Raw genomic sequence first — 20,211 nt, 5'->3', positions numbered from 1 at the left:
TCCTTCCGCTACGTGTCCGGGCCGGCGACCGCGACGCGCGTTGCCACCTCGAGTGCAAAGGTGAATCCGCTGTCGGGGTCGTGACAGAGCTGCTTCGTAGCATCGGCATGCGCACGAATCCTCGGATCGGGACTCGCCCTCGCGTCGTCGAGGACCGGTAGGACAGCATCCCCGAGTCCGACCAGCGCACGGCTCAGACTGAGCTGCAGGTGCTGATCGCCCCGACCTAGTTCTGTCGCCAGATCGGCCGCGAGCGCGGCCTCCTCGCCCGGCGGCACGAGCACCACGGCCGCCCGCCACGCGCTGCGCGCGACCTCGTCGTGGTCGTCGTGCAGCAGTCCCGACACCCCGGGCCAGGCGAGCCGATCCCCGATCTTGGACAGGGTGTGCAGCGACTGACTGCGGGCCTGCGCAGTGTCGGACCCGAGCTCTCGGACCAGTCTCGGCACCGTGAGCTCGGGCGGCAGGCGGCACAATGCCCAGGTCAGCATGTCGCGGACGAAGAAGTCCGGTTCGACGGCGCACCGAGCGACGAGAGCGTCCATGAACTGGGGGTCTGGGCGCGTGCCGGCCGCGAGCGCCGCCCGCAGCCGGCTCGACGGGCCGCCCGCAGCCAGAGTGTCGACGAGGTGAGCGCTCGACCCACCGTGGTTGGTTGTGTTCACGACAACCACCTCCTTCGCCGACCATTCGAGTCCTTGTCACTGTGTCAGGGTCAAGCGTTGCCGTCAGGGTGGGCGTGGATCAACTCGCAGATCCGGTTGCACGAGAAGAGTCACCCGCCTTCTCTACTGTGAGGGGTGCGAGTTCCACCGATGAGTTTGTCCGGCTCGCGGAGTCCAACCATCATCACCCTCTTCGACAGTGCAGGAGAAACTGAATGGATCAGCTGCTGAGAGTCCAGAACTTCACGGTGTCTCGCGACGGGTTCGGCGCCGGTGAAAACCAGAGCTTCGAGAGACCGTTCGGCCACGCCGACCCCGGCGAAATGTTCACCTGGGCCGGCGCCACGGCGAGCTGGCCCATGCGGACCGACCCCGGCGGGAGCCGCGGACTCGACGACTACTTCACGCGGGATTTCGCCCGAAACATCGGCGCCGAGATCATGGGCCGCAACAAGTTCGGACCCCAACGGGGGCCGTGGGAGGACCACAGCTGGCGCGGCTGGTGGGGCGACGAACCGCCGTTCCATACTCCAGTATTCGTGATGACTCATCACGAGCGTCCGTCGTTCACCCTCTCCGACACCACATTCCACTTCGTCGGAGGTGACCCTGCCACGGTTCTCGAGCAAGCGCGTGACGCCGCGGGCGGCAAGGACGTCCGACTCGGCGGCGGGGCTACCACCATCCGGCAGTTCCTCGACGCCGACCTCGTGGACACCATGCATGTGGTGGTCTCTCCGGTGCAACTCGGGTCCGGCGTGCGACTGTGGGATTCCCCCGATGAACTGCTCGACCGGTTTCATCTCGAGGTTGTGCCGAGCCCCAGCGGTGTGGCACACCACCTGTTCTGGCGCAGGTGATCACTCTGCCCGACGCACCTGCGGGGAACCGGCGCCTGCCGGTTCCGTCGCAGGGCCGAATCGGAGCCGCGCAGCGAGTTCGGCGCGACTGCGAACTCCCGTCTTCGCATAGACGGATTTCAGGTGATCCTGCACGGTATTCGCAGTGATGGCACGGCGCTGCGCGATGTCGGATGTGGCGTATCCCGCCACGACGTCGCTACAGATTTCGCGTTCTCGTGCGGTCAACCCATAGGCGGCGAGCAGCAGACCGGTGAGGTCGCTGCCACCGGCCGATTCGAAAGTGACCACGGTCTGCGGTTCGTCGCCACCGAGCATGGCGGTTGCTCGCACCAGAATCCAGCCGCCGTGTGCGTCACGGATGCGGGCCCGGAACATCCCGGAACTGCTGGACCGTGCACCGAATGTCGCGGCCCGTAGCACCACGGTCATCCGCCCGTGGGCGACTTCCTCGACGCGATCCCGCCAAGTTCGGGCCGCGGAAGTGAAGGAAAGGGGATCGCCCGTGGCACTCGTCAACACCACTGCCGGCCCCTGATCGTCCGGTGGGTGGGTAGCCGGAGCGTGCACTGCCGCCGCCCGGGTCGCGGCCGCCAACCCCGGTGCCACCAGCGCGAGGAACTCGACATCGCGGTCGGAAAAATCTGGCCCCGATCGAACGAAGCCGGCTCCACCCCAGCAGGTTCCGTCCACTCGGAAGATGACCCGAACCTCTCGTGGCAGACCGAGGGGCCGCCACACGGAACTGTGCCGGAGACTGCGCGCCACCTCGTCGACGTGCAGGTCGGAGGCACGCGCGACTCCACGACCGGTACAGGCGAGATCGGCGAACGTCGCGGGATCACTTCCGCCGTATTCCGACTCGGCAAGCAGCGGCTCGTATTCCTGAGGAATGCGATTGCGCCCGCTGGTCATCGAACTGATCGCGAGCGACTCCGGGTCGATCATCGCCCAACACGTCAGGTCACTGCGCACCGTCTGCTCGACCAGCTCGATGGCGCGCTCGTGCACTTGCGTGACGCCGGCACCCGATGCCGCCAACGCCACCACTTCCCGGCGGATCCTGTCCGCTCGGATCTCGAGCATGCAGCCAAGTATGCGCTGCTCACACCGTCGCGGCTATCCCAGATTTCTGGGATGGGCCACCGATCATCCCGGTTCTACGGTCGCAGTATGTCTACCCACGTTCACATCCTCCGCTCCTGTGACGGCCCACGCCTCACCATTCCCGACGCGGATATCACGGTGCTGGTACCCGGCGAGGTCACCCGCGGGGCATACGAGGTCTTCCTGGTCGAGAGTCGGCAAGGCAGACCGGGGCCACTGCATACCGAGCCGTGGCCGAAGTCCTACCACCTGTTGCGCGGCCGGATTCTCGTTCAGGCGGCCGACACCGGTTACGAACTCGCCGCGGGTGAATCCATCACCTTCCCCCCGGGAACGATGAACACCTTCACCGTTCTCAGCGAGTCTGCCGAGTTCCTCCTCGTCACGGCCGGTGCGCACATGAGCGGGTTCTTCACCGAACTCGACGCTCTCGGTCGCGCTCAGCACTCGGAGGAGGACGCCGCACCCCTTCTCCTCGAGGTCGCGAACGAGTACGGGATCACGCTGGCGAGCCAAGCGGGTGCGTCATGATCGTCATTGCTCAGATTGCCGCGCTGATCGCGGCGGCCGTTCACCTACTCGCGTTCGTGTGGGAATCGGTGGTGTTCCTCCGGCCGTCGGTGCACGAGCGGCTGTTCAGGATTCCCACCTCCGACGTACCGGCTGTCCGCCTGTGGGCGTTCAACGTCGGGTTCTACAACTTGTTCCTCGGTTCCGGCGCAGTGGCCGGTGTGGTTCTCTGGTGGGCCGGGTCGGACACCGCAGGCCGCACCCTCGTGATCTACACCTGCATCTTCATGTTCCTCGCAGGAATCGCCCTGGCCGCCTCGGACCGTATGGCCCTGAGCCGCCCTCGCGGGTCGGGCGTCGCCGGAGCCCTGTCCCAGAGCACACCTCCCCTGGTGGCGTTGGTGGCCCTGGCGATCGGATGAGCACGATCGTCTCGCGATTGCCAGTAAGTTCTCAGGCTCCGAACCCACCCGGGAGCGTCACCGGGCGGCACCATGGAGTGATGTCACAGATGACCGTGCTCGCCGTCGGTGGCACCGGCGAATCCCGTCCCGATGACCGCCGCACCGAAGTCTCGGGCCTCCTCCGCGAGGTGACCGTCCGACTCGACGACCGTTTTGCGCCCCGATGGGTGGGTTACCCAGCGTCGTACGGGCCGGTCGCGACGGGTGGCCTCAGCTACGTGCAGAGCACCGAAGCGGGCGTCTGCGCGTTACTCGACCGACTCCGGGAGGACGCCGGCCCGATCGCCCTGATCGGCTACTCGCAGGGGTGCACGGTCATCCGGGAACTTCTCGGAATGATCGCTGCGGGCATTGTCCCAGCGGGCCGCATCGTTGCCGCCGGATTCATTTCGGATCCGCAGCAACCGGCCGGGGTGGTGCCGGGCTGCGAGGGACGCGGCGTCGCCGGCGAAGGCCCGCCACTCCCCGCCGCGGTTTCGGTGATGTGGGTGGCGAACCCGCAGGACATGATCTGCAACGCCAGCGACGACAGCTACATCCGCGACATTGCGGATCTCACCCGATCGATGTCCTTGCACACCGTGCACACCTGGTGTACGCACATGTGGCAGCTGCTCCGCCACAACAGTTTCCAGAATGCGGCGAAAACCCGCTTCAGCCCCCGTCAGTGGCGTACCGACCTCCGGCGTCTGCGTATCGCACTCGTCGAAATTCTTGGCTACCTCCCGCCACGGCTGGCCTGGCGTGGCATTCGTATCGCCAACCGGCGGGGTGGACGGCACATCGCGTACGCAACCGAGCCCCTCGACGCGAGTGGGTTGACCGGATGTCAGGTGTTGGCACGCTGGCTGTGCGACACGGTGGATGACCACACGGTCTCCGAGTCACTGAGCCCGGCCGCCTGAACCGAACGCGCTACGACGGCCATCGACGCTCCCTCACCGACCGCACTGTGCACTGCCATCAGGCCGCCGAGGGAGATGAGAGCCACTCCCGCGTCGAGCGCCAACCTCCCGACCGCGAGTGCACCGGTCACCGTTTGTCGCACACTCATCAGGATCTCCCTCCGGTTGCCGACCGCTTCTGACACCTTCCTAAAGAGACGTGCCCGGATACCCGATTGCTCAACCACAGCTTCAGACCTGCGCCTGGAACGCCTCCCCTGGCGCCGACCGCCGCCGCAGTTCTGGAACGCCCTGGTTCCACATCGAAGGGGCGCGGGGTCATAATGGGTCGTTATGGACGCATATCACGCTGATGCGGCCACCGCAGATTCCGTCCTCGCCTCACCCGAGGACGCCCCCGCGGTGGTGAAGAAGGTTGCCCAGTCTGCCGCGACGCTGAGCGTCGAGCGGTTGGCTACGTTGGTGACCGCTATGGGCGGGTCGATCTCCGACGAAGATCACCTGGTGGTTGTACTGCAGCGAGCAGTGGAGATCGCGCACGAGGCGATCGACGGCGCCGACAGTTGCGGCATCACCATCGTGTCCGGCGGCCGCACCTTCACCGCAGTGCACACCGATGCGCGAACCCTGCAGGTCGACGCCCACCAGTACGAAATCGGCGAGGGTCCGTGCCTGCATGCGGCCACCACGGGCGAGACAGTGCGCGTAGACGTCGACAGTGCCGACGCACGCTGGCCCCAGTTCATCGCCGCCGCGAAAGAAGAAGGCGTCCGCTCGTTCCTCGCTGCCCCGCTCTACACACCTAGCGAGCGTTTCGGTTCGCTCAACATCTATGGTCGCAGGCCCGACGCCTTCACCGAGCAGGACGAAGCCGTCGTCGATGCCCTGACCGCCGCTCTGGCCCGTGCCATCGGAGACTATGCGCGCTTCCGGCATGCGCGGGATCTCGCCGACGGGCTACGCGAGGCCCTCGAAAGCCGCGCCCCGATCGAACAGGCCAAGGGCATGCTGATGGCCATCCACCGGATCGACGCCGACGCCGCGTTCCAGATGCTCGCCGAGAATTCGCAGCGCAGCAACCGAAAGTTGCGGGTTGTCGCGAAAGAACTGCTGGCCGCCGTCTCCGGAGTCGACGCCACAACCGCCGACGAGACGGCCAAAGAACCCTCCTGATCCGCTCACTGCAGCACAAAGTCCTGCCCGGCATAAGACCCACCGAACAGGACCGTGCGCGCCCTCGGAGCTGCTTTCTCAACTCCGCGCGCTGAGCAGATGCACACGTAGGAACGAGCAGCCACTTCCGGTCGAGAGTACGCGTGCTTCGGCGGCCCACGCCTGCGACAATGGGACGGTGTACGACGACGTCACCACACTGGGCAGCGAAAAGCTGACCGCCATCCTGGCGGAGCAGCGGGCACTCCTCGGAGAATCTGTTGCCAACGACTACGGCGAGGCGTATTGCATCCACGCCCGTGAGCGCATCGAAGAACTCGAGGCCGAGGTCGCTCGTCGCGGGTTGTAGTTCTCGCCGCACTGTCCCAAGTACGTGATCTGCTCAGAGCGCATAGTCCACGACCACCGGAGCGTGGTCACTCATCCGGCGGTCCGCCGCCGGATCCCGGTCGGTGCCGGCCGCGACCACCGCCCCCGCCAAACCTGGCGTCGCAAGGTGGTAGTCGATGCGCCACCCGACGTCGTTCACGAACGACTGCCCCAGCCACGACCACCACGAGTACGGACCGTCGACACCCGGATGCTGTCGCCGGACGACGTCGACGAGCGTGCGCGGCGACAGGATGGAGTCGAACCACTCACGTTCCTCCGGCAGATAACCCTCCACCTGGTTGCTGCGGCGCCAGTTCCGAACGTCGTGACGGGTGTGCGCAATATTGAGGTCACCCATCACCAGCAGTTCCCTGCCCCGTGCGCGTGCCGTGCGGCGCGCGCGGGTCAGCTGTCGCGCGAATGCGGAGAGGAACCGCATCTTGCGGTCGTAGCGGGCTCCACCGTCGGGCGCCTCCCGCATGCGCCCCGGCTTCTGGAGGTGCGCCGGAAGGCCGCCCTTCGGGAGGTACATCGACACCACGGTGATCGGCGCCTCGTCAAGGTCCACCTCGAGGTACCGGCCCTCGTTGGCGAACTCGCCCAGCCCACGGGCCAACGGCACAGGTTCGAGTTCGACTGTCTCGGTGTGCGTTTCCCCCGGTCGTTGCACGAGCGCCGCACCACTCCACGTTCGAATCGCGAGGGGCGCACACCGAGTCAGGACCGCCACACCATTGCGGCCCGCGAGCTCCCCCTCGTCGTACGCCAGGTGGTACTCGCCGAACACACCCGGCGGAATAGCGCTGGCACGGGCCCGCATCTCCTGGATCGCGACCACATCGGGTCGACGATCGGCCAGCCACTCCTCGAATCCGCGCCGCTGCGCCGCACGAATCCCATTGACGTTGAAGGTCGCGATCCGCACGGGACACAGTGTAGGGAGCCGGCTCGAGCGGCCGAAATCGGCTGGGTGGTCAACCGGGTCTACACGTTGAAGCGGAACTCCACGACGTCTCCGTCGGCCATGATGTAGTCCTTGCCTTCCATACGCACTTTGCCGGCGGCTTTGGCGGCGGCCATGGAGCCGGCAGCGACGAGGTCGTCGAAGGAGACGATTTCGGCCTTGATGAAGCCGCGTTCGAAGTCGGTGTGGATGACGCCGGCGGCCTGGGGGGCGGTGTCGCCCTTGTGGATGGTCCAGGCCCGTGCTTCCTTGGGGCCTGCGGTGAGGTAGGTCTGCAGGCCGAGCGTGTGGAAGCCGGTGCGAGCGAGTGCGTGGAGGCCGGGCTCGGACTGTCCGATGGAGTCGAGCATCTCCTGCCGGTCCTCTTCGTCGAGCTCGAGCAATTCCTGTTCGACCTTGGCGTCGAGGAACACGGCGTCCGCGGGGGCGACGGACGCGCGCAGCTCGGCGACCTTCGCCTCGTCCGTGAGCACTGCCTCGTCGGCGTTGAACACGTAGAGGAACGGCTTGGTGGTGAGCAGGCTCAGCTCGCGCAGCAGTGTGAAGTCGAGCTTGTCCTTCGCGCTGAACAGCGTCTTGCCGGTGTCGAGCACTTCTTGCGCGGCCAGTGCGGCCTCGTGCAGGGGCTTGAGGTCCTTGTTCTTCTTCGCTTCCTTTTCGAGCCGCGGCAGAGCCTTCTCCAACGTCTGCATGTCGGCGATGACGAGCTCGGTCTCGATCACCTCGATGTCGGACGCCGGGTCGACGCGGCCGTCGACGTGCACCACGTCGTCGTCGTTGAACACGCGTACCACCTGGCAGATTGCGTCGGCTTCACGAATGTTCGCCAGGAACTTGTTGCCGAGACCGGCGCCTTCGGAGGCGCCCTTCACGATGCCGGCGATGTCGACGAACGACACCGTCGCAGGCAGGATCCGCTGGGAAGCGAAGATCTCGGCGAGCTTGTTCAGCCGGGGATCGGGCAGTTCGACCAGGCCGACGTTGGGTTCGATGGTGGCGAACGGGTAGTTCGCGGCCAGCACGTCGTTGTTGGTCAGCGCGTTGAACAAGGTGGACTTGCCGACGTTGGGCAGTCCGACGATTCCGAGGGTAAGGCTCACGGTCGTTGGATTCTACGGCCTCGGCCGCGGTGACCGGTCACCAGTTGCGCGGGTCACCGTTCGGGGTGTAACCCAGTGATAACCCGGAGATGCCACACGGCTGCCGAAACTCCTGGCCGGGACCCGTAACGGGGGGCGTCGGGTTGACGATGTAACAAGGCTAAGCACCACACCGGAAGGACACAGTCAGCACGCGGTCCCGAACGATCACCGCACCGTAACTGAAACCCGTACCCCGGGCCCCTCTGACCTCCACGCCCCTACGGGTGTGGCGGTCACCCGCGACCCTCGGTCGTTGCATGGAGGGATCCTCCCCTTGGATTCTTCAACTTCATCCGACTCCCACACCGACAGGTTCGGTGCCGGCTTCCCGCTGTCGTCGGCGCAGCGCGGGATGTGGCTGGCGCAGCGGCTGACGCCCGAGGTTCCCCTCTGCATCGCGCAGTACGTCGAAGTGCACGGACCCTTGGATGTGGCCTTGCTGGACGAGGCGTCCGTGACCGCCGCGCGCGAGTTCCACTCCCCATACCTCCGGATTTTCGAGGTGGACGGCGAACCTTTCCAGGTGGTCGACCCGACCCTCGAGTTGTCGACCGAGTACGTCGACCTCCGGGCCGCCGCCGACCCGGTGGCGGCGGCGCACACGTGGATGGAGGACGACTACACGAGACCCGTCGACCCCGAGGCGGACATGCTGGCCGCATCAGCGGTTCTGCACGTCGGGGATCAGCATTACTTGTGGTACAGCAGGATTCACCACGTCGCGCTGGACGGATACGGGGCGATGACCATGGTCAATCGCATCGCCGCCCTCTACACGGCTTCCGTGCAGGGGCGCCCCCCGGAACCGAATCCCGCGGCGGATCTGCGCACGCTCTACGCCCTCGACCAGCAGTACCGGTCGTCGTCTCGATTCGAAGCCGACCGCGACTACTGGGCCCAGCGGATCGCCGGGTTCGCGGAGGGGTCGAGCCTGTCCGAGGTGGTCTCGCCGGCGGTCGCGAAGAGCATCCTCCTGACCACCTCGCTGTCGGATGCCGCGTCAGAGCGCCTGATGCACTCGGACGAGGTGTTCGGAGTTCCCGCAGCCGGCGTGGTCGTGGCTGCCTTCGGCTGCTACCTGGCGAGAATGAGCGGCCGCGAGAAAGTGTTACTCAGCCTGCCCGTCTCCGGTCGAACTACCACCATCCTGCGACGTTCCGGTGGAATGCTCGTCAGCCTCGCCCCACTGCACATCACCGCGCCGCCCGAGGACCGGGTGGGCGAGATGCTGCGCCGGTCCCAGTTGGAGCTCATGGGCGCACTCCGCCATCAGCGCTACACCCTCGAGGACATTCGCCGTGATGCCGGCGACCGATCGTCCGGCCGCCGTCTCACCGGTCCGATGGTCAACGTCATGCTCTTCCATCCGGAAATCACGCTGGGCCCGGTGACCGGGGAGTTCCACGTCGTCACGTCCGGTCCCGTCGAGGACCTCCTGGTGAACGTCTACCGCAGCGGCACACCCGAGAGGACGCTGGTCGAGTTCCGGGGCAACCCGCACCGGTACACCGACGAGGACTTGCGTCGGCACCATTCCGCTTTCGTCGCCCTGTTGGAGGAGCTGCTGGGGGCCCGCCCCGAAGACGCGACAGCGGACGTTCATCTCGAATCCGCCGCCGAAGGAGCACGCCGACGGCGGAAGATGGCTGCGCTCGACTATTGGAAGCAGACCCTCGACGGCCTGTCCGCGAACGACATTTTGCCCACCGACCACCCACGGCCCGTCGATCGCACACTCGTGGCCGACGGACGGGTCGATGTTCGCATCCCGGCCGAACTGCACCAACGCATGCACAGTGTCGGCGGCGACTGCCGATTCGCAGCCTTCTCCGCGATTCATACCGGTCTGGTCGCACTGCTCTCGCGACTGGGGAGCACCGACGACATCGCGGTCGGCACCTCTGGCGGTCCGGGCGGTGGGCCGCTGATCCTGCGCACCCCCGTCGACAGTGCTCAGACGTTTACCGACCTGCTCGGACGGGTCCGCGACACCGAGCTGGGCGCGTACACCCACTCCGACGTTCCCTTCGACGAGATCGCGGAGGCACTGGGCCGACGGGACGAGTCGTCCGGCCGGTACCCATTCCAGATCGGTCTCGAATTCGTGGGTACGGTAACGGACGCGTCACCGACCGACGGCGCGGACCTCTCGGTCATCTGCACGGCGCACCCCGACTGTTCGGGCGTCGATATCCAGCTTCTTTTCGCGACGGCCTTGTTCGAACCCGACACCGTGCGGGAGTTCGGGGACCGCATGGTGCGCCTGCTCGATGCCGCCACGCTCGACTCCAGTGCGGCCGTCGGCGATTTCGACGTCCTCACTCCCGCCGAACGCGCAAACCTGGTACCCGCTCTGGGACCACCTGCGCTGCCGCCCCGACTGCTGCCCGACATCCTGACTTCGGCCGCGGAGATCGATCCCGACGCCATCGCCGTCTCCGAGCGGGGCACGGACATGTCGTACCGGGAACTTGACGAGGAATCGAATCAGTTGGCGCGCCTGCTGATCGCGCGCGGTGCCGGACCGGACACCATCGTCGCGCTCGCACTGCCGCGATCTTCCGAGTTCGTGCTCGCGCTCTGGGCCGTCGCCAAGTCCGGTGCAGCGTTCCTCCCGGTGGACCCGAACTACCCGCAGGCCCGCATCGAGCACATGCTGACCGATTCGGGCGCAGTGCTGGGCGTGACCGATCACCGGCACCGCCTGCGTTCGCCTGCCGTGTCCTGGCTCGACTTGGACGACACACGAACCGAGACGACGGTCGCCGGGTGCTCACCTACCCGTGTGATCCAGGCGGACCGATTGCGGCCACTGCGGCGTGACCACGCGGCCTACGTGATCTACACGTCCGGTTCCACCGGCATCCCGAAGGGAGTGTCGGTCGGTCACCGGGGCATCGCCGACCTCGTCAGCGCGGAACGCGAAGGTCTGGAAATTTCACGGAAGTCGCGGGTCTCCCATTTCGCCTCGCCCAGTTTCGACGCTTCCATCTTCGAACTGCTCAGCGCATTCGGTGCGGGCGCGCGGGTGGTAATCGTGCCACCTGCCGTCGTCGGCGGCGCCGAACTGACCCGGGTACTCGCCGACGAGCACGTCAGCCACTCAATATTTACGCCGACTACTGCGGCGACACTCGATCCCGCAGCCCTCCCCGAGCTGACCGATCTCGCGCTCGCCGGCGAGGCAAGCCCGCCCGAGTTGGTCACGCGGTGGGCGTCTGACGCCCGGAGGGTCCGCAACGCATACGGCCCCACCGAGGCCACGATCATGTCTACGCTGAGCCCACCGCTCACGCCAGGGCAACGGGTGACCCTGGGCGGGCCGATCCGGGGATTCTCGATACTGGTTCTCGACTCCCGACTCCATCCGGTTCCGCCGGGAGTCGCAGGCGAGGTGTATCTGGGTGGTCCCGGCCTTGCCCGCGGGTATCACCGGCGACCCGGCTTGACCGCAGCACGTTTCGTTGCCGACCCGCACGGTCCACCGGGCGAGCGCCTCTACCGCACGGGCGACGTCGCCGCGTGGCGGAAGTGTGCCGGCCTTCCGGACGGAACACCCTCCAGCCTGTCGCTGGAGTATTTGGGCCGCAGCGACTTCCAGGTCAAGATCCGCGGGTTCCGTATCGAACTCGGCGAGATCGATGCCGTCCTGATGCGGCATCCCACGGTGAGCTTCGCTGCGACGGTCGACCGCGCCACCAGCGCAGGCGACCCCACACTCGTCGCATACGTGCGACCGGCGCAGGGCGCGCAGGTGGACGTCCCCGGATTGGAAACGCTCCTGCGACGCACCCTCCCCCGGTACATGCTTCCGTCGGCCATCGTACCGCTCGAGGAGGTCCCGCTCACCCCTGGTGGGAAACTCGACCGTGCGGCGTTGCCCGCACCCACCTTCCTGCCCGGCAGCACTCATCGGAAGCCGGCCACACCGACGGAGGCCACCGTCGCCGCCGTCTGGGAGACCGTGCTGGGGGTCAGCGGCATCGGCGCCGACGACGACTACTTCGATCTGGGCGGGAATTCGCTGACGGCGACCCGAGTGGTGGCGCGGGTGAACGCGGCCCTCGGCACCACGATGGGGGTCGCTGAACTGTTCGAGGCGCCGACCGTGGCGACACTGGCTGCGAGACTCGACCGGAAAGAGCATCGCGGGCCCGACCGTCCCGCCCTTGCCCCGGTGGCACGCCCCGCCGTCATTCCGCTGTCCTCCGCTCAACAGCGCATGTGGTTCATCAATCAGTACGACACCACGTCACCCGCCTACAACATTCCGCTGGTCGTCCGCTTGACGGGACGACTCGACGTGCCCGCCCTGGTGGCCGCGATCGGTGACATCGTGGAACGGCACGAATCGCTGCGCACCGTGTTCCCCGCATCACCCGACGGCCCGCACCAGGTCGTGCTGCCGGCCGCCGACGCGGTACCCGTCATCGAACCGACCCTCGTGGAGAACGAAAGCGAACTGGCACAACACCTTTCCGAGGTGTGCTCGACGAGGTTCGACGTCGCCACCGCCGTCCCCTTGCGCTGCACCCTCCTTCAGCTCGGCGACAGCGAGCACGTCCTGGCACTGGTTCTGCACCACATCGCGGCGGACGGGGCGTCGACCGCGCCACTGGCTCGGGACGTGACCACGGCGTACGCCGCGCGCACCGCCGGCCACGCCCCACAGTGGCCACCGCTCGCCGTGCAGTACGTCGACTACACCCTCTGGCAGCGTGCATTGCTGGGAAGTGACACGGACCCGGACAGCCTGCTGTCGCGGCAACTCGACTACTGGACCGAAACACTGAGCGGAAGTCCCGCTCTGCTCGAGTTGCCCACCGACCGCCCGCGCCCGGACACCCGGTCGCTGCGTGGCGGCCGTGTCGAATTCGCGATCGACCCCGAGCTGCACGGCGCCGTGCTCGAGCTTGCGCGAAACTCCACGTCGACGGTGTTCATGGTGTTGCACGCCGCACTGGCAGTTCTGTTGGCCCGGCTCAGTGGATCCGACGACGTCGCCGTCGGCACTCCGGTGGCAGGCCGCGGCGAGGCAGCGCTGGACGACGTCGTCGGCATGTTCGTCAACACCGTGGTGCTGCGTACCCAGACAGACCTGTCGACGGGTTTCGGCGACACCCTTCGGCACGCGCGGGACACCGATCTCGCCGCCTTCGGTCACACCGACATCCCGTTCGAACAGCTGGTGGAGGTGCTGGACCCCCCACGTTCATCGGCATATTCCCCGCTCTTCCAGGTATTGCTCGAGTTCGAACACATCTTGCCTTCGGGCCGGGAACTGCACGGTCTCGAGCTGCCCGGACTCCGCCTGGAGCCGGTCGACTACGACGCGGGAATGGCCAAGTTCGATCTGCAGCTTTGGCTCTCCGAACGCCTCGACACCAACGGCTCCCCCCTCGGTATGCAGGCGGGGGTCGTGTATGCCACCGATCTGTTCGACGAGCAGACGGTGCGGAAATTCGCCGAGCGTTTCGTGCGCATACTGGAGGCGGTCACAGAGAATCCGCAGACCCCGATCGGTGACATCGAAATCCTCGATGCAGCCGAGCGGCACGCCGCGCTCACGCCTTGGCGGCAGCCCGTCGCTCTGAGTGAAAGCCACACTCTCGCAGAAGTATTAATCCGCGCGGCAGCGACGTCCTCGAATCAGGGAGCCGTCACCTACGCGGGTGACACGGTCTCGTATGCCGAGCTGGCTACCCGCGTCACTCGCCTGGCCCGCCTGCTGATCAACCGCACGCTTACCCCCGAAACCGTAGTCGCCGTGGCGGTTCCCAGGTCCGTCGACTGGGTGGTCGCCGTGCTCGCGGTGATCGCAGCGGGCGGTGCCTGTCTGCCGGTCGAGGTGACCTGGCCCCCCTCCCGCGTCGAGCACGCCCTAACGTCGGCGGATCCCGCGATGATCATCACTCATCTCGACCTCGCGGCTGAACTCCCCGACACCGGTTCTGCTGTCGTCGCGCTCGACGCTCCCGACACGGTGCACGAACTCGCTGCCACGTCGGATGCGCCGCTCACGCATGCTGCGACGCCGGACTCGGCCGCCTATGTGCTGTTCACCGCCGGTTCGACGGCGCCGCCGAAGCCGGTCTCTCTCTCGCACCGCACCGTGCTCGCCGCCTTCGCTTCCGCATCCCAGTCTTTCGGCTTCGACCGTTCCGATGTGTGGACGACGTTCCCCACCCACACCGTCGATCTCTCCGTGTGGGAGCTGTGGGGTGCGTTGCTGCACGGTGGGCGGTTGCTGATCGTCGACGAAGACACCGCCCGATCTCCGCGGGAGACCGCAGCATTGATCGCCCACGAACACGTCACTGTCCTGAGCCGGACCCCCACAGCATTCGATCCGATTCTTCGCGCCCTGCCTACGGCGGGAAGTACTCCACTGTCGGCTCCGCGACTCGTCGTCCTCGGCGGCGAGGCCGTCTCCGCCGACCTGGCCGCACGATTGTCCACGCTGCCGGCGTCGACCACCGCGGTGCAGATGTATGCCTCGACCGAGACCGTCACCTGGGTGGCAGCGTCGGAGGTGCTCGCGACCGCACACCGGGAACAGGCCCTCCCGCTGATACCCGCGCCCGGGCGGCCGCTCGTCGTCCTGGATCGTCGGCTGCACATCGTCCCCGCGGGTGTCGTGGGCGAGCTGTATGTGGGTGGTACCGCCCTCGCACGTGGCTATCACGGCCGGGCACGTGCCACCAGCACCCGCTTCGTGGCGAGTCCGTTCGATGGTCCCGGGGAACGGATGTACCGCACCGGCGATCTGGCGCGAACCGACCGAGACGGGGGCCTTTACATCATCGGCCGTTCCGACTTCCGGTCGTCGCTCCGCGGATACCGTATCCCCCTCGACGAGATCGACGCGGCGATGTCCGCGCACCCGTCCATCGACCGGGCGGTGACGGTCGACTACACCACCCGTTCGGGTGACCACGCCCTGGTGTCCTATGTGACACCGGCCGCGAGTGCCGAAGTGGAGCAGGGCCGTCTGACCGAGTTCGCCGCGACTCTGCTTCCCGCGCACTGCATTCCCGCCGAGATAGTCGAACTCGACACTCTTCCCGTCGACGACACCGGTGCGGTCGACCGCACCGCCCTGCCCGTGCCCGAGTCCCTCGGGTACGCCGCCGAGTTCCACGCGCCCAGGACACCACGGGAGGAAGCGGTCGCATCGGTGTTCGCGCAGGTACTCGGTGTCGAAGGTGTGGGCGTCGACGACAACTTCTTCGAACTCGGCGGCACCTCCCTGATCGCCACGAAGGTGGTGGCCCGCCTCAACTCGGCGCTGGGCACCGGAATCGGTGTGCGCGCCCTGTTCGAGGCGCCGACCGTGCAGGCCCTGGCCGCCGTGCTCGACGCTGAGGACAAGGAGGCGTCCCTTCCACCGCTCCAACCGAGGGATCGCACCCGGCCGGTTCCGGTATCGTTTGCGCAACAACGGATGTGGTTCGTCAATCAATTCGATACCAGCTCCGCGGCCTACAACATACCGATGGTCGTGCGCATCAGCGGACCACTCGATATTGCCGCTCTCAGCGCTGCCCTGGTCGACGTCGTCACTCGACACGAATCGTTGCGGACGGTGTACCCCCTCACCGACGAGGGACCGGTCCAGGTGGTGCAACCCGTCGACGAGGCACAACTCGAACTCACGCCGATACCGATCCTCGACGACAAGCACCTGCGGGAACGGATCGACGACGTCATCGCCACCACCTTCGACGTCACGGTTCGGGCACCGCTGCGCGCCGAGGTATTCCGCGTGGACCCACTCACCCATGTCTTCGCGCTCGTGGTGCATCACATCGCGGCGGATGGGTGGTCGCTGGTTCCGCTGGCGCAAGACATGACCACGGCGTATGCCGCGCGCACGCAGGGTCACGCCCCCGACTGGAAGCCACTTCCCGTGCAGTACGGGGACTTCGCACTCTGGCAACGAGAGGTCCTGGGGTCCGCCGAAGACCCGACGTCGCCACTGTCCGAGCAGCTCACCTACTGGCGGACCACGTTGGCCGATCTCCCGGAGAGGCTCGAACTGCCGGCCGACCGTCCACGACCCTCGACCGCCACCTACCAGGCGGCCACCGCCCGCTTCACCATGTCGCCGGCGACACACCGTCGGCTGACCGAGATGGCGCGGGAACACGATGCCACTCCCTTCGTCACCGTCCACGCCGCTCTTGCGGTGCTGCTGTCGCGGCTCGGGAACACCGGCGACGTCACGGTAGGGTCGCCGATCGCGGGACGTGGCGAACAGGCACTCGACGATCTCGTCGGCATGTTCGTCGGCACCCTCGTGCTGCGCACGCGAATCGACCCGGCACTGCCGTTCGACAAGGTCCTGGCCCGCGTACGAGAAACGGATGTCGACGCCTTCGCACACGCGGATATCCCCTTCGAGCGTCTGGTCGAGGAATTGAACCCGGCGCGTTCCACGGCTGCACACCCCCTGTTCCAGGTGATGCTCTCCTTCCTGAACCTGGCGGAGGCGAAACCGGAACTGCCTGGACTGCGCGTGTCCACCCTCGACCTCGACTCGCACCTGTCCCAGTTCGACCTGAATGTCGTTCTGCGCGAGCACCTCACCGACGACGGCGCGCCTGGCGGAATCACCGGCGACTTCGTGTATTCCACCGATCTCTTCGACGAAGCGACCGTGCGCAGGTTCGTCGACATGTTCCTCCGCGTGATCGACACGGTCTCTTACCTGCCCACCACGGTGGTCGGTGATATTCCGTTGCTCGACAGCACCGAGCTCGAGCGAGCGCTCGACCGGAAGTTCGTCACCAGACACGACTTACCCGGTGACACGATCCTCGACCTCTTCGATGCCCAGCTCACCAGGGCACCCGAGGACACCGCTGTCGTGTTCGAGGGGAATGGCCTGACCTACCGCGAGTTCGACGCCTGGACCAATCAGCTCGCGCGCATCCTGATCGGGCGGGGCATCGGACCGGAGTGCGTGGTGGCACTGGCCTTGCCGCGATCGTTCGAACTGCTTGCCGGAATGTTCGCCGTCGTCAAAGCGGGCGCCGCCCTGCTTGCCCTCGACCTCGGACATCCCCCCGAACGCATCGCCTATCTGCTCGACTCCTCCGCGCCCGCATTGGTGCTCACAGTTTCCGGCGTCGATGTTCCGGTCCCTCCCGGCACCGAGGTTCTCGCCCTGGACGTCGTCGATCTCGAGGCTGTGGATGCGCGTCCGGTCACGGACGCCGACCGCATCGCTCCCCTGCACCCGGAGAACCTCGCCTACGTGGTCTATACCTCGGGCTCCACCGGAAGACCCAAGGGCGTCGCAGTGTCGCATGCAGCGATCACCAATCAGCTGGCGTGGTCCCAATCCCAGCTGCCGCTCCTTTCCGACGACCGCACCCTCCAGAAAGCACCGATCGCGTTCGATGTCGCTATCTGGGAGTCGTTCTCGGCATTGTGCGCCGGCAGCGCATTGGTCATTCTCCGGCCCGACGGCCATCTCGATCTCGAGTACCTGACTACGGTGCTGTCGACCGAGAACATCACCGTCGTCGAATTCGTGCCCTCGATGCTCGAGGTGTTCGTCGGCGACCACCGGCGCGCGTTCCCCTCGTCGCTCCGCCGGGTGTTCTCGGGAGGTGAGGCCCTGCCTGCCCGCACCGCCGACCGGGTGCTGTCCCGAGGCGTCGCGCTCGGGAACATGTACGGTCCGGCAGAGGCGTCGGTGACGGCCACCTATTGCGATGTCACGTCGCTGCCGCTCACACCCGTGATTCCGATCGGCACCCCGGTGTGGAATACCCGGGTGTATCTCCTCGATCACCGGTTGCACCCGGTGCCGCGCGGAGTGGCTGCCGAAATGTACATCAGCGGTGCGCAACTGGCCCGCGGATACCTGGGACGACCGGACCTGACCGCACTTCGGTTCATCCCGGATCCGAACGGTGCCCCGGGGAGCCGGATGTATCGCACCGGTGACCTCGCCCGCCACAACAGTCTCGGACAGATCGAGTATCTGGGACGCAGCGATTTCCAGATTCAGCTGCACGGCTACCGAGTCGAACCGGGAGAGATCGAATCCACACTGCTCCGCCACCCAGGGGTTGCCCAGGCCGTGGTGGCACTCCACCGGGACTCCCACGGCGCCGACCATCTGATCGGTTACGCCGTGCCCGAACCGGATGCGGAGATCGACGGGAACATCCTGATCTACCATGCCGCCTCTGCCCTGCCGTCGCACATGGTGCCGTCGACGATCCTCATCCTGCCGTCGTTCCCGCTGACACCGAACGGCAAGGTCGATCGCGGGGCACTTCCCGCCCCCGACTTCTCCGTCCGTGCAACGAGTCAGCGGATGCCGAGCTCGGAGGCCGAGCGCGTACTTGCGGCCCTGTTCGCAGAGGTACTCGGCCTCGACGCCGTGAGTGTCGACGATTCGTTCTTCGCGCTCGGCGGCGACAGCATCATGGCCATTCAATTGGTCGCGCGGGCACGAACCGCCGGCCTCACGGTGCAACCGCGGGACGTGTTCGAACACAAGACCGTCAGCCGGCTCGCGCGGGCCGTATCGATCCAGCCGTTCGCCGCACCCGCTCTGGAGGAACTGCCCGGTGGCGACACCGGAGAGTTCCCCCCGACTCCTGTCATTGCCTGGTTGCTCGAGCTCGGTGGCGACTTCAGCCAGTTCTCGCAGGCCGCACTGCTGACCACCCCGGCAGGGGTCGACCACGAGACGCTCACGCGTACCCTCGGGGCCGTCGTCGAGCACCACGCCGCGCTGCGCGCTCGGCTTCGTCTCACCCCGGGCCGCGACCCGATCATGGAGGTACCCGCAGGACCCGCGCCCGGCGGCGGCGATCTTCTCCGACGGGTCGCGGTCGCGAGGGTCACAGGCCCGGAGTTCCATCGCCTGGCGGTCGCCGAACTGGAGGCCGCAGCCGGCCGGCTCGATCCGGCCCGGGGCGTCATGCTGCAGGCCGTCTGGTTCGACGCCTCCCGGGACCACCGCAACGGCGACCTGTCAGCGCAGGAGGGCCGACTCCTGCTGGTGATCCATCACCTGGCCGTCGACGGCGTGTCCTGGCGAATCCTGGTACCCGACCTCGCCGCCGCCTGGGAAGACATCACCGCCGGCCGGGACCCCGACCTACCCGAGAACGGAACCTCGATGCGCCGCTGGGCGCACGCCCTCGTCGACACCGCCCCCGAACGGGCCGGTGAACTCGACCTCTGGCGCCGCATCCTCGACGGACCCGACCCCCTCCTCGGATCCCGGCCACTCGACCCCGCCCTCGACACCCGCGCGACGTCCCGCGACCTCACGGTCGACGTGCCGACCGGCGTCACCGAGGCACTATTGGCCGACGTGCCCAAGGCTTTTCACGCCGGCACCGACGACGCACTGCTCACTGCGCTCGCGCTCGCGATCGCCGTCTGGCGACACCGCAGGGGCCTTCAGGTGAACGAGGTTCTGGTGACCGTCGAGGGGCACGGCCGCGGCAACAGCCTCATTCCCGGCGCGGACCTCTCCCGCACCGTCGGCTGGTTCACCACCATCCACCCCGTCCGACTCGACCTCACCGGCATCGACCTCGACGACGCCCTCCACGGCGGAGACGCCGCCGGCACCGCCATCAAAACCATCAAGGAACAACTACGCACCATCCCCGACCACGGCGCCGGATACGGACAACTGCGCTACCTCGACCCCGACACCGCCGAAGAACTCCGCACCTACCCCGACCCCCAGATCACCTTCAACTACCTCGGAAGGTTCACCACCGCCGCAGATGTCGAGGGACGGAACTCGGCGTGGGCGCCGGTCGAGGATGCCGACCTCGGGGGACGTCAGAACGCGGAGATGCCCGCACCTGCGGTGCTGAGCATCGACGCCGCCGCGGTGGGGGCCGCGGGTGCACGAGAGTTGAAGTCCACGTGGACGTATGCGGCCGGAGTCCTGACCGCTGCGGAGGTGGGCGAACTCGCCGACCTCTTCACCACCGCACTCACCGCCCTCACCACCCACACCCACCAACCCCACACCGGCGGACACACCCCCACCGACTTCGAC

At 67.0% G+C, this 20,211-nt stretch carries 11 protein-coding genes; 7 read left to right on the top strand and 4 right to left on the bottom strand.

The features are described 5' to 3' along the window. Positions 1 to 8: 8 nt before the first annotated feature. Positions 9 to 674 (bottom strand): HEAT repeat domain-containing protein, encoded by a 666-nt coding sequence (locus ACH49N_RS12555; RefSeq protein ID WP_358272683.1) that lies wholly within the window; start codon positions 672 to 674, stop codon positions 9 to 11. A gap of 206 nt (positions 675 to 880) precedes the next feature. Between ACH49N_RS12555 and ACH49N_RS12550 the strand changes: the two genes are divergently transcribed. After that, positions 881 to 1,525: a dihydrofolate reductase family protein gene (locus ACH49N_RS12550; protein WP_250776615.1), complete on the top strand. Its 645-nt coding sequence runs from the start codon at positions 881 to 883 to the stop codon at positions 1,523 to 1,525. On the opposite strand, the gene ACH49N_RS12545 is transcribed toward ACH49N_RS12550, so the two are convergent. Then, positions 1,526 to 2,611, bottom strand: coding sequence for a helix-turn-helix transcriptional regulator (locus ACH49N_RS12545; protein ID WP_358272681.1), 1,086 nt, complete (start codon positions 2,609 to 2,611; stop codon positions 1,526 to 1,528). Between the two features lie 87 nt (positions 2,612 to 2,698). Here ACH49N_RS12545 and ACH49N_RS12540 point away from each other — a divergent pair, with 87 nt between their 5' ends. The 5 genes from ACH49N_RS12540 (at position 2,699) to ACH49N_RS12520 (ending at position 6,033) form a co-directional block, all read left to right on the top strand. After that, positions 2,699 to 3,163 (top strand): hypothetical protein, encoded by a 465-nt coding sequence (locus tag ACH49N_RS12540; protein ID WP_159925276.1) that lies wholly within the window; start codon positions 2,699 to 2,701, stop codon positions 3,161 to 3,163. Next, positions 3,160 to 3,564 carry a DUF1304 domain-containing protein gene (locus ACH49N_RS12535; protein WP_250776612.1) on the top strand — a complete coding sequence of 135 codons (405 nt, stop codon included), beginning with the start codon at positions 3,160 to 3,162 and terminating at the stop codon, positions 3,562 to 3,564. Before ACH49N_RS12540 ends, ACH49N_RS12535 begins: the two co-directional genes overlap by 4 nt. A gap of 80 nt (positions 3,565 to 3,644) precedes the next feature. Beyond that, positions 3,645 to 4,511, top strand: coding sequence for a PE-PPE domain-containing protein (locus ACH49N_RS12530; RefSeq protein ID WP_358272680.1), 867 nt, complete (start codon positions 3,645 to 3,647; stop codon positions 4,509 to 4,511). 333 nt (positions 4,512 to 4,844) lie between these two features. Continuing rightward, positions 4,845 to 5,684: a GAF and ANTAR domain-containing protein gene (locus ACH49N_RS12525; protein ID WP_358272678.1), complete on the top strand. Its 840-nt coding sequence runs from the start codon at positions 4,845 to 4,847 to the stop codon at positions 5,682 to 5,684. 178 nt (positions 5,685 to 5,862) lie between these two features. Further along, entirely contained in the window at positions 5,863 to 6,033 is a 171-nt protein-coding gene (locus ACH49N_RS12520) for a hypothetical protein (RefSeq protein WP_201453441.1), read from the top strand. 33 nt (positions 6,034 to 6,066) lie between these two features. On the opposite strand, the gene ACH49N_RS12515 is transcribed toward ACH49N_RS12520, so the two are convergent. Both ACH49N_RS12515 and ychF read right to left on the bottom strand, forming a co-directional pair. Continuing rightward, positions 6,067 to 6,981, bottom strand: a complete 915-nt coding sequence (locus tag ACH49N_RS12515) for an exodeoxyribonuclease III (RefSeq protein ID WP_358272677.1) — start codon at positions 6,979 to 6,981, stop codon at positions 6,067 to 6,069. Positions 6,982 to 7,040: 59 nt separating this feature from the next. Then, complete coding sequence (gene ychF / locus ACH49N_RS12510; protein WP_159925266.1) at positions 7,041 to 8,120, bottom strand: redox-regulated ATPase YchF; 1,080 nt, start codon at positions 8,118 to 8,120, stop codon at positions 7,041 to 7,043. Positions 8,121 to 8,436: 316 nt separating this feature from the next. On the opposite strand from ychF, the gene ACH49N_RS12505 reads away from it, so the two are divergent. Then, positions 8,437 to 20,211, top strand: an 11,775-nt coding sequence (locus tag ACH49N_RS12505) for an amino acid adenylation domain-containing protein (protein ID WP_358272675.1), incomplete at its 3' end; no start/stop codon positions are given.

It is taken from the genome of Rhodococcus sp. NPDC019647 (assembly GCF_044389235.1).
In the GTDB taxonomy this organism is placed as follows: Bacteria; Actinomycetota; Actinomycetes; order Mycobacteriales; family Mycobacteriaceae; genus Rhodococcus_F; species Rhodococcus_F oxybenzonivorans.
This window is presented reverse-complemented; position numbering and strand designations above follow the sequence as displayed.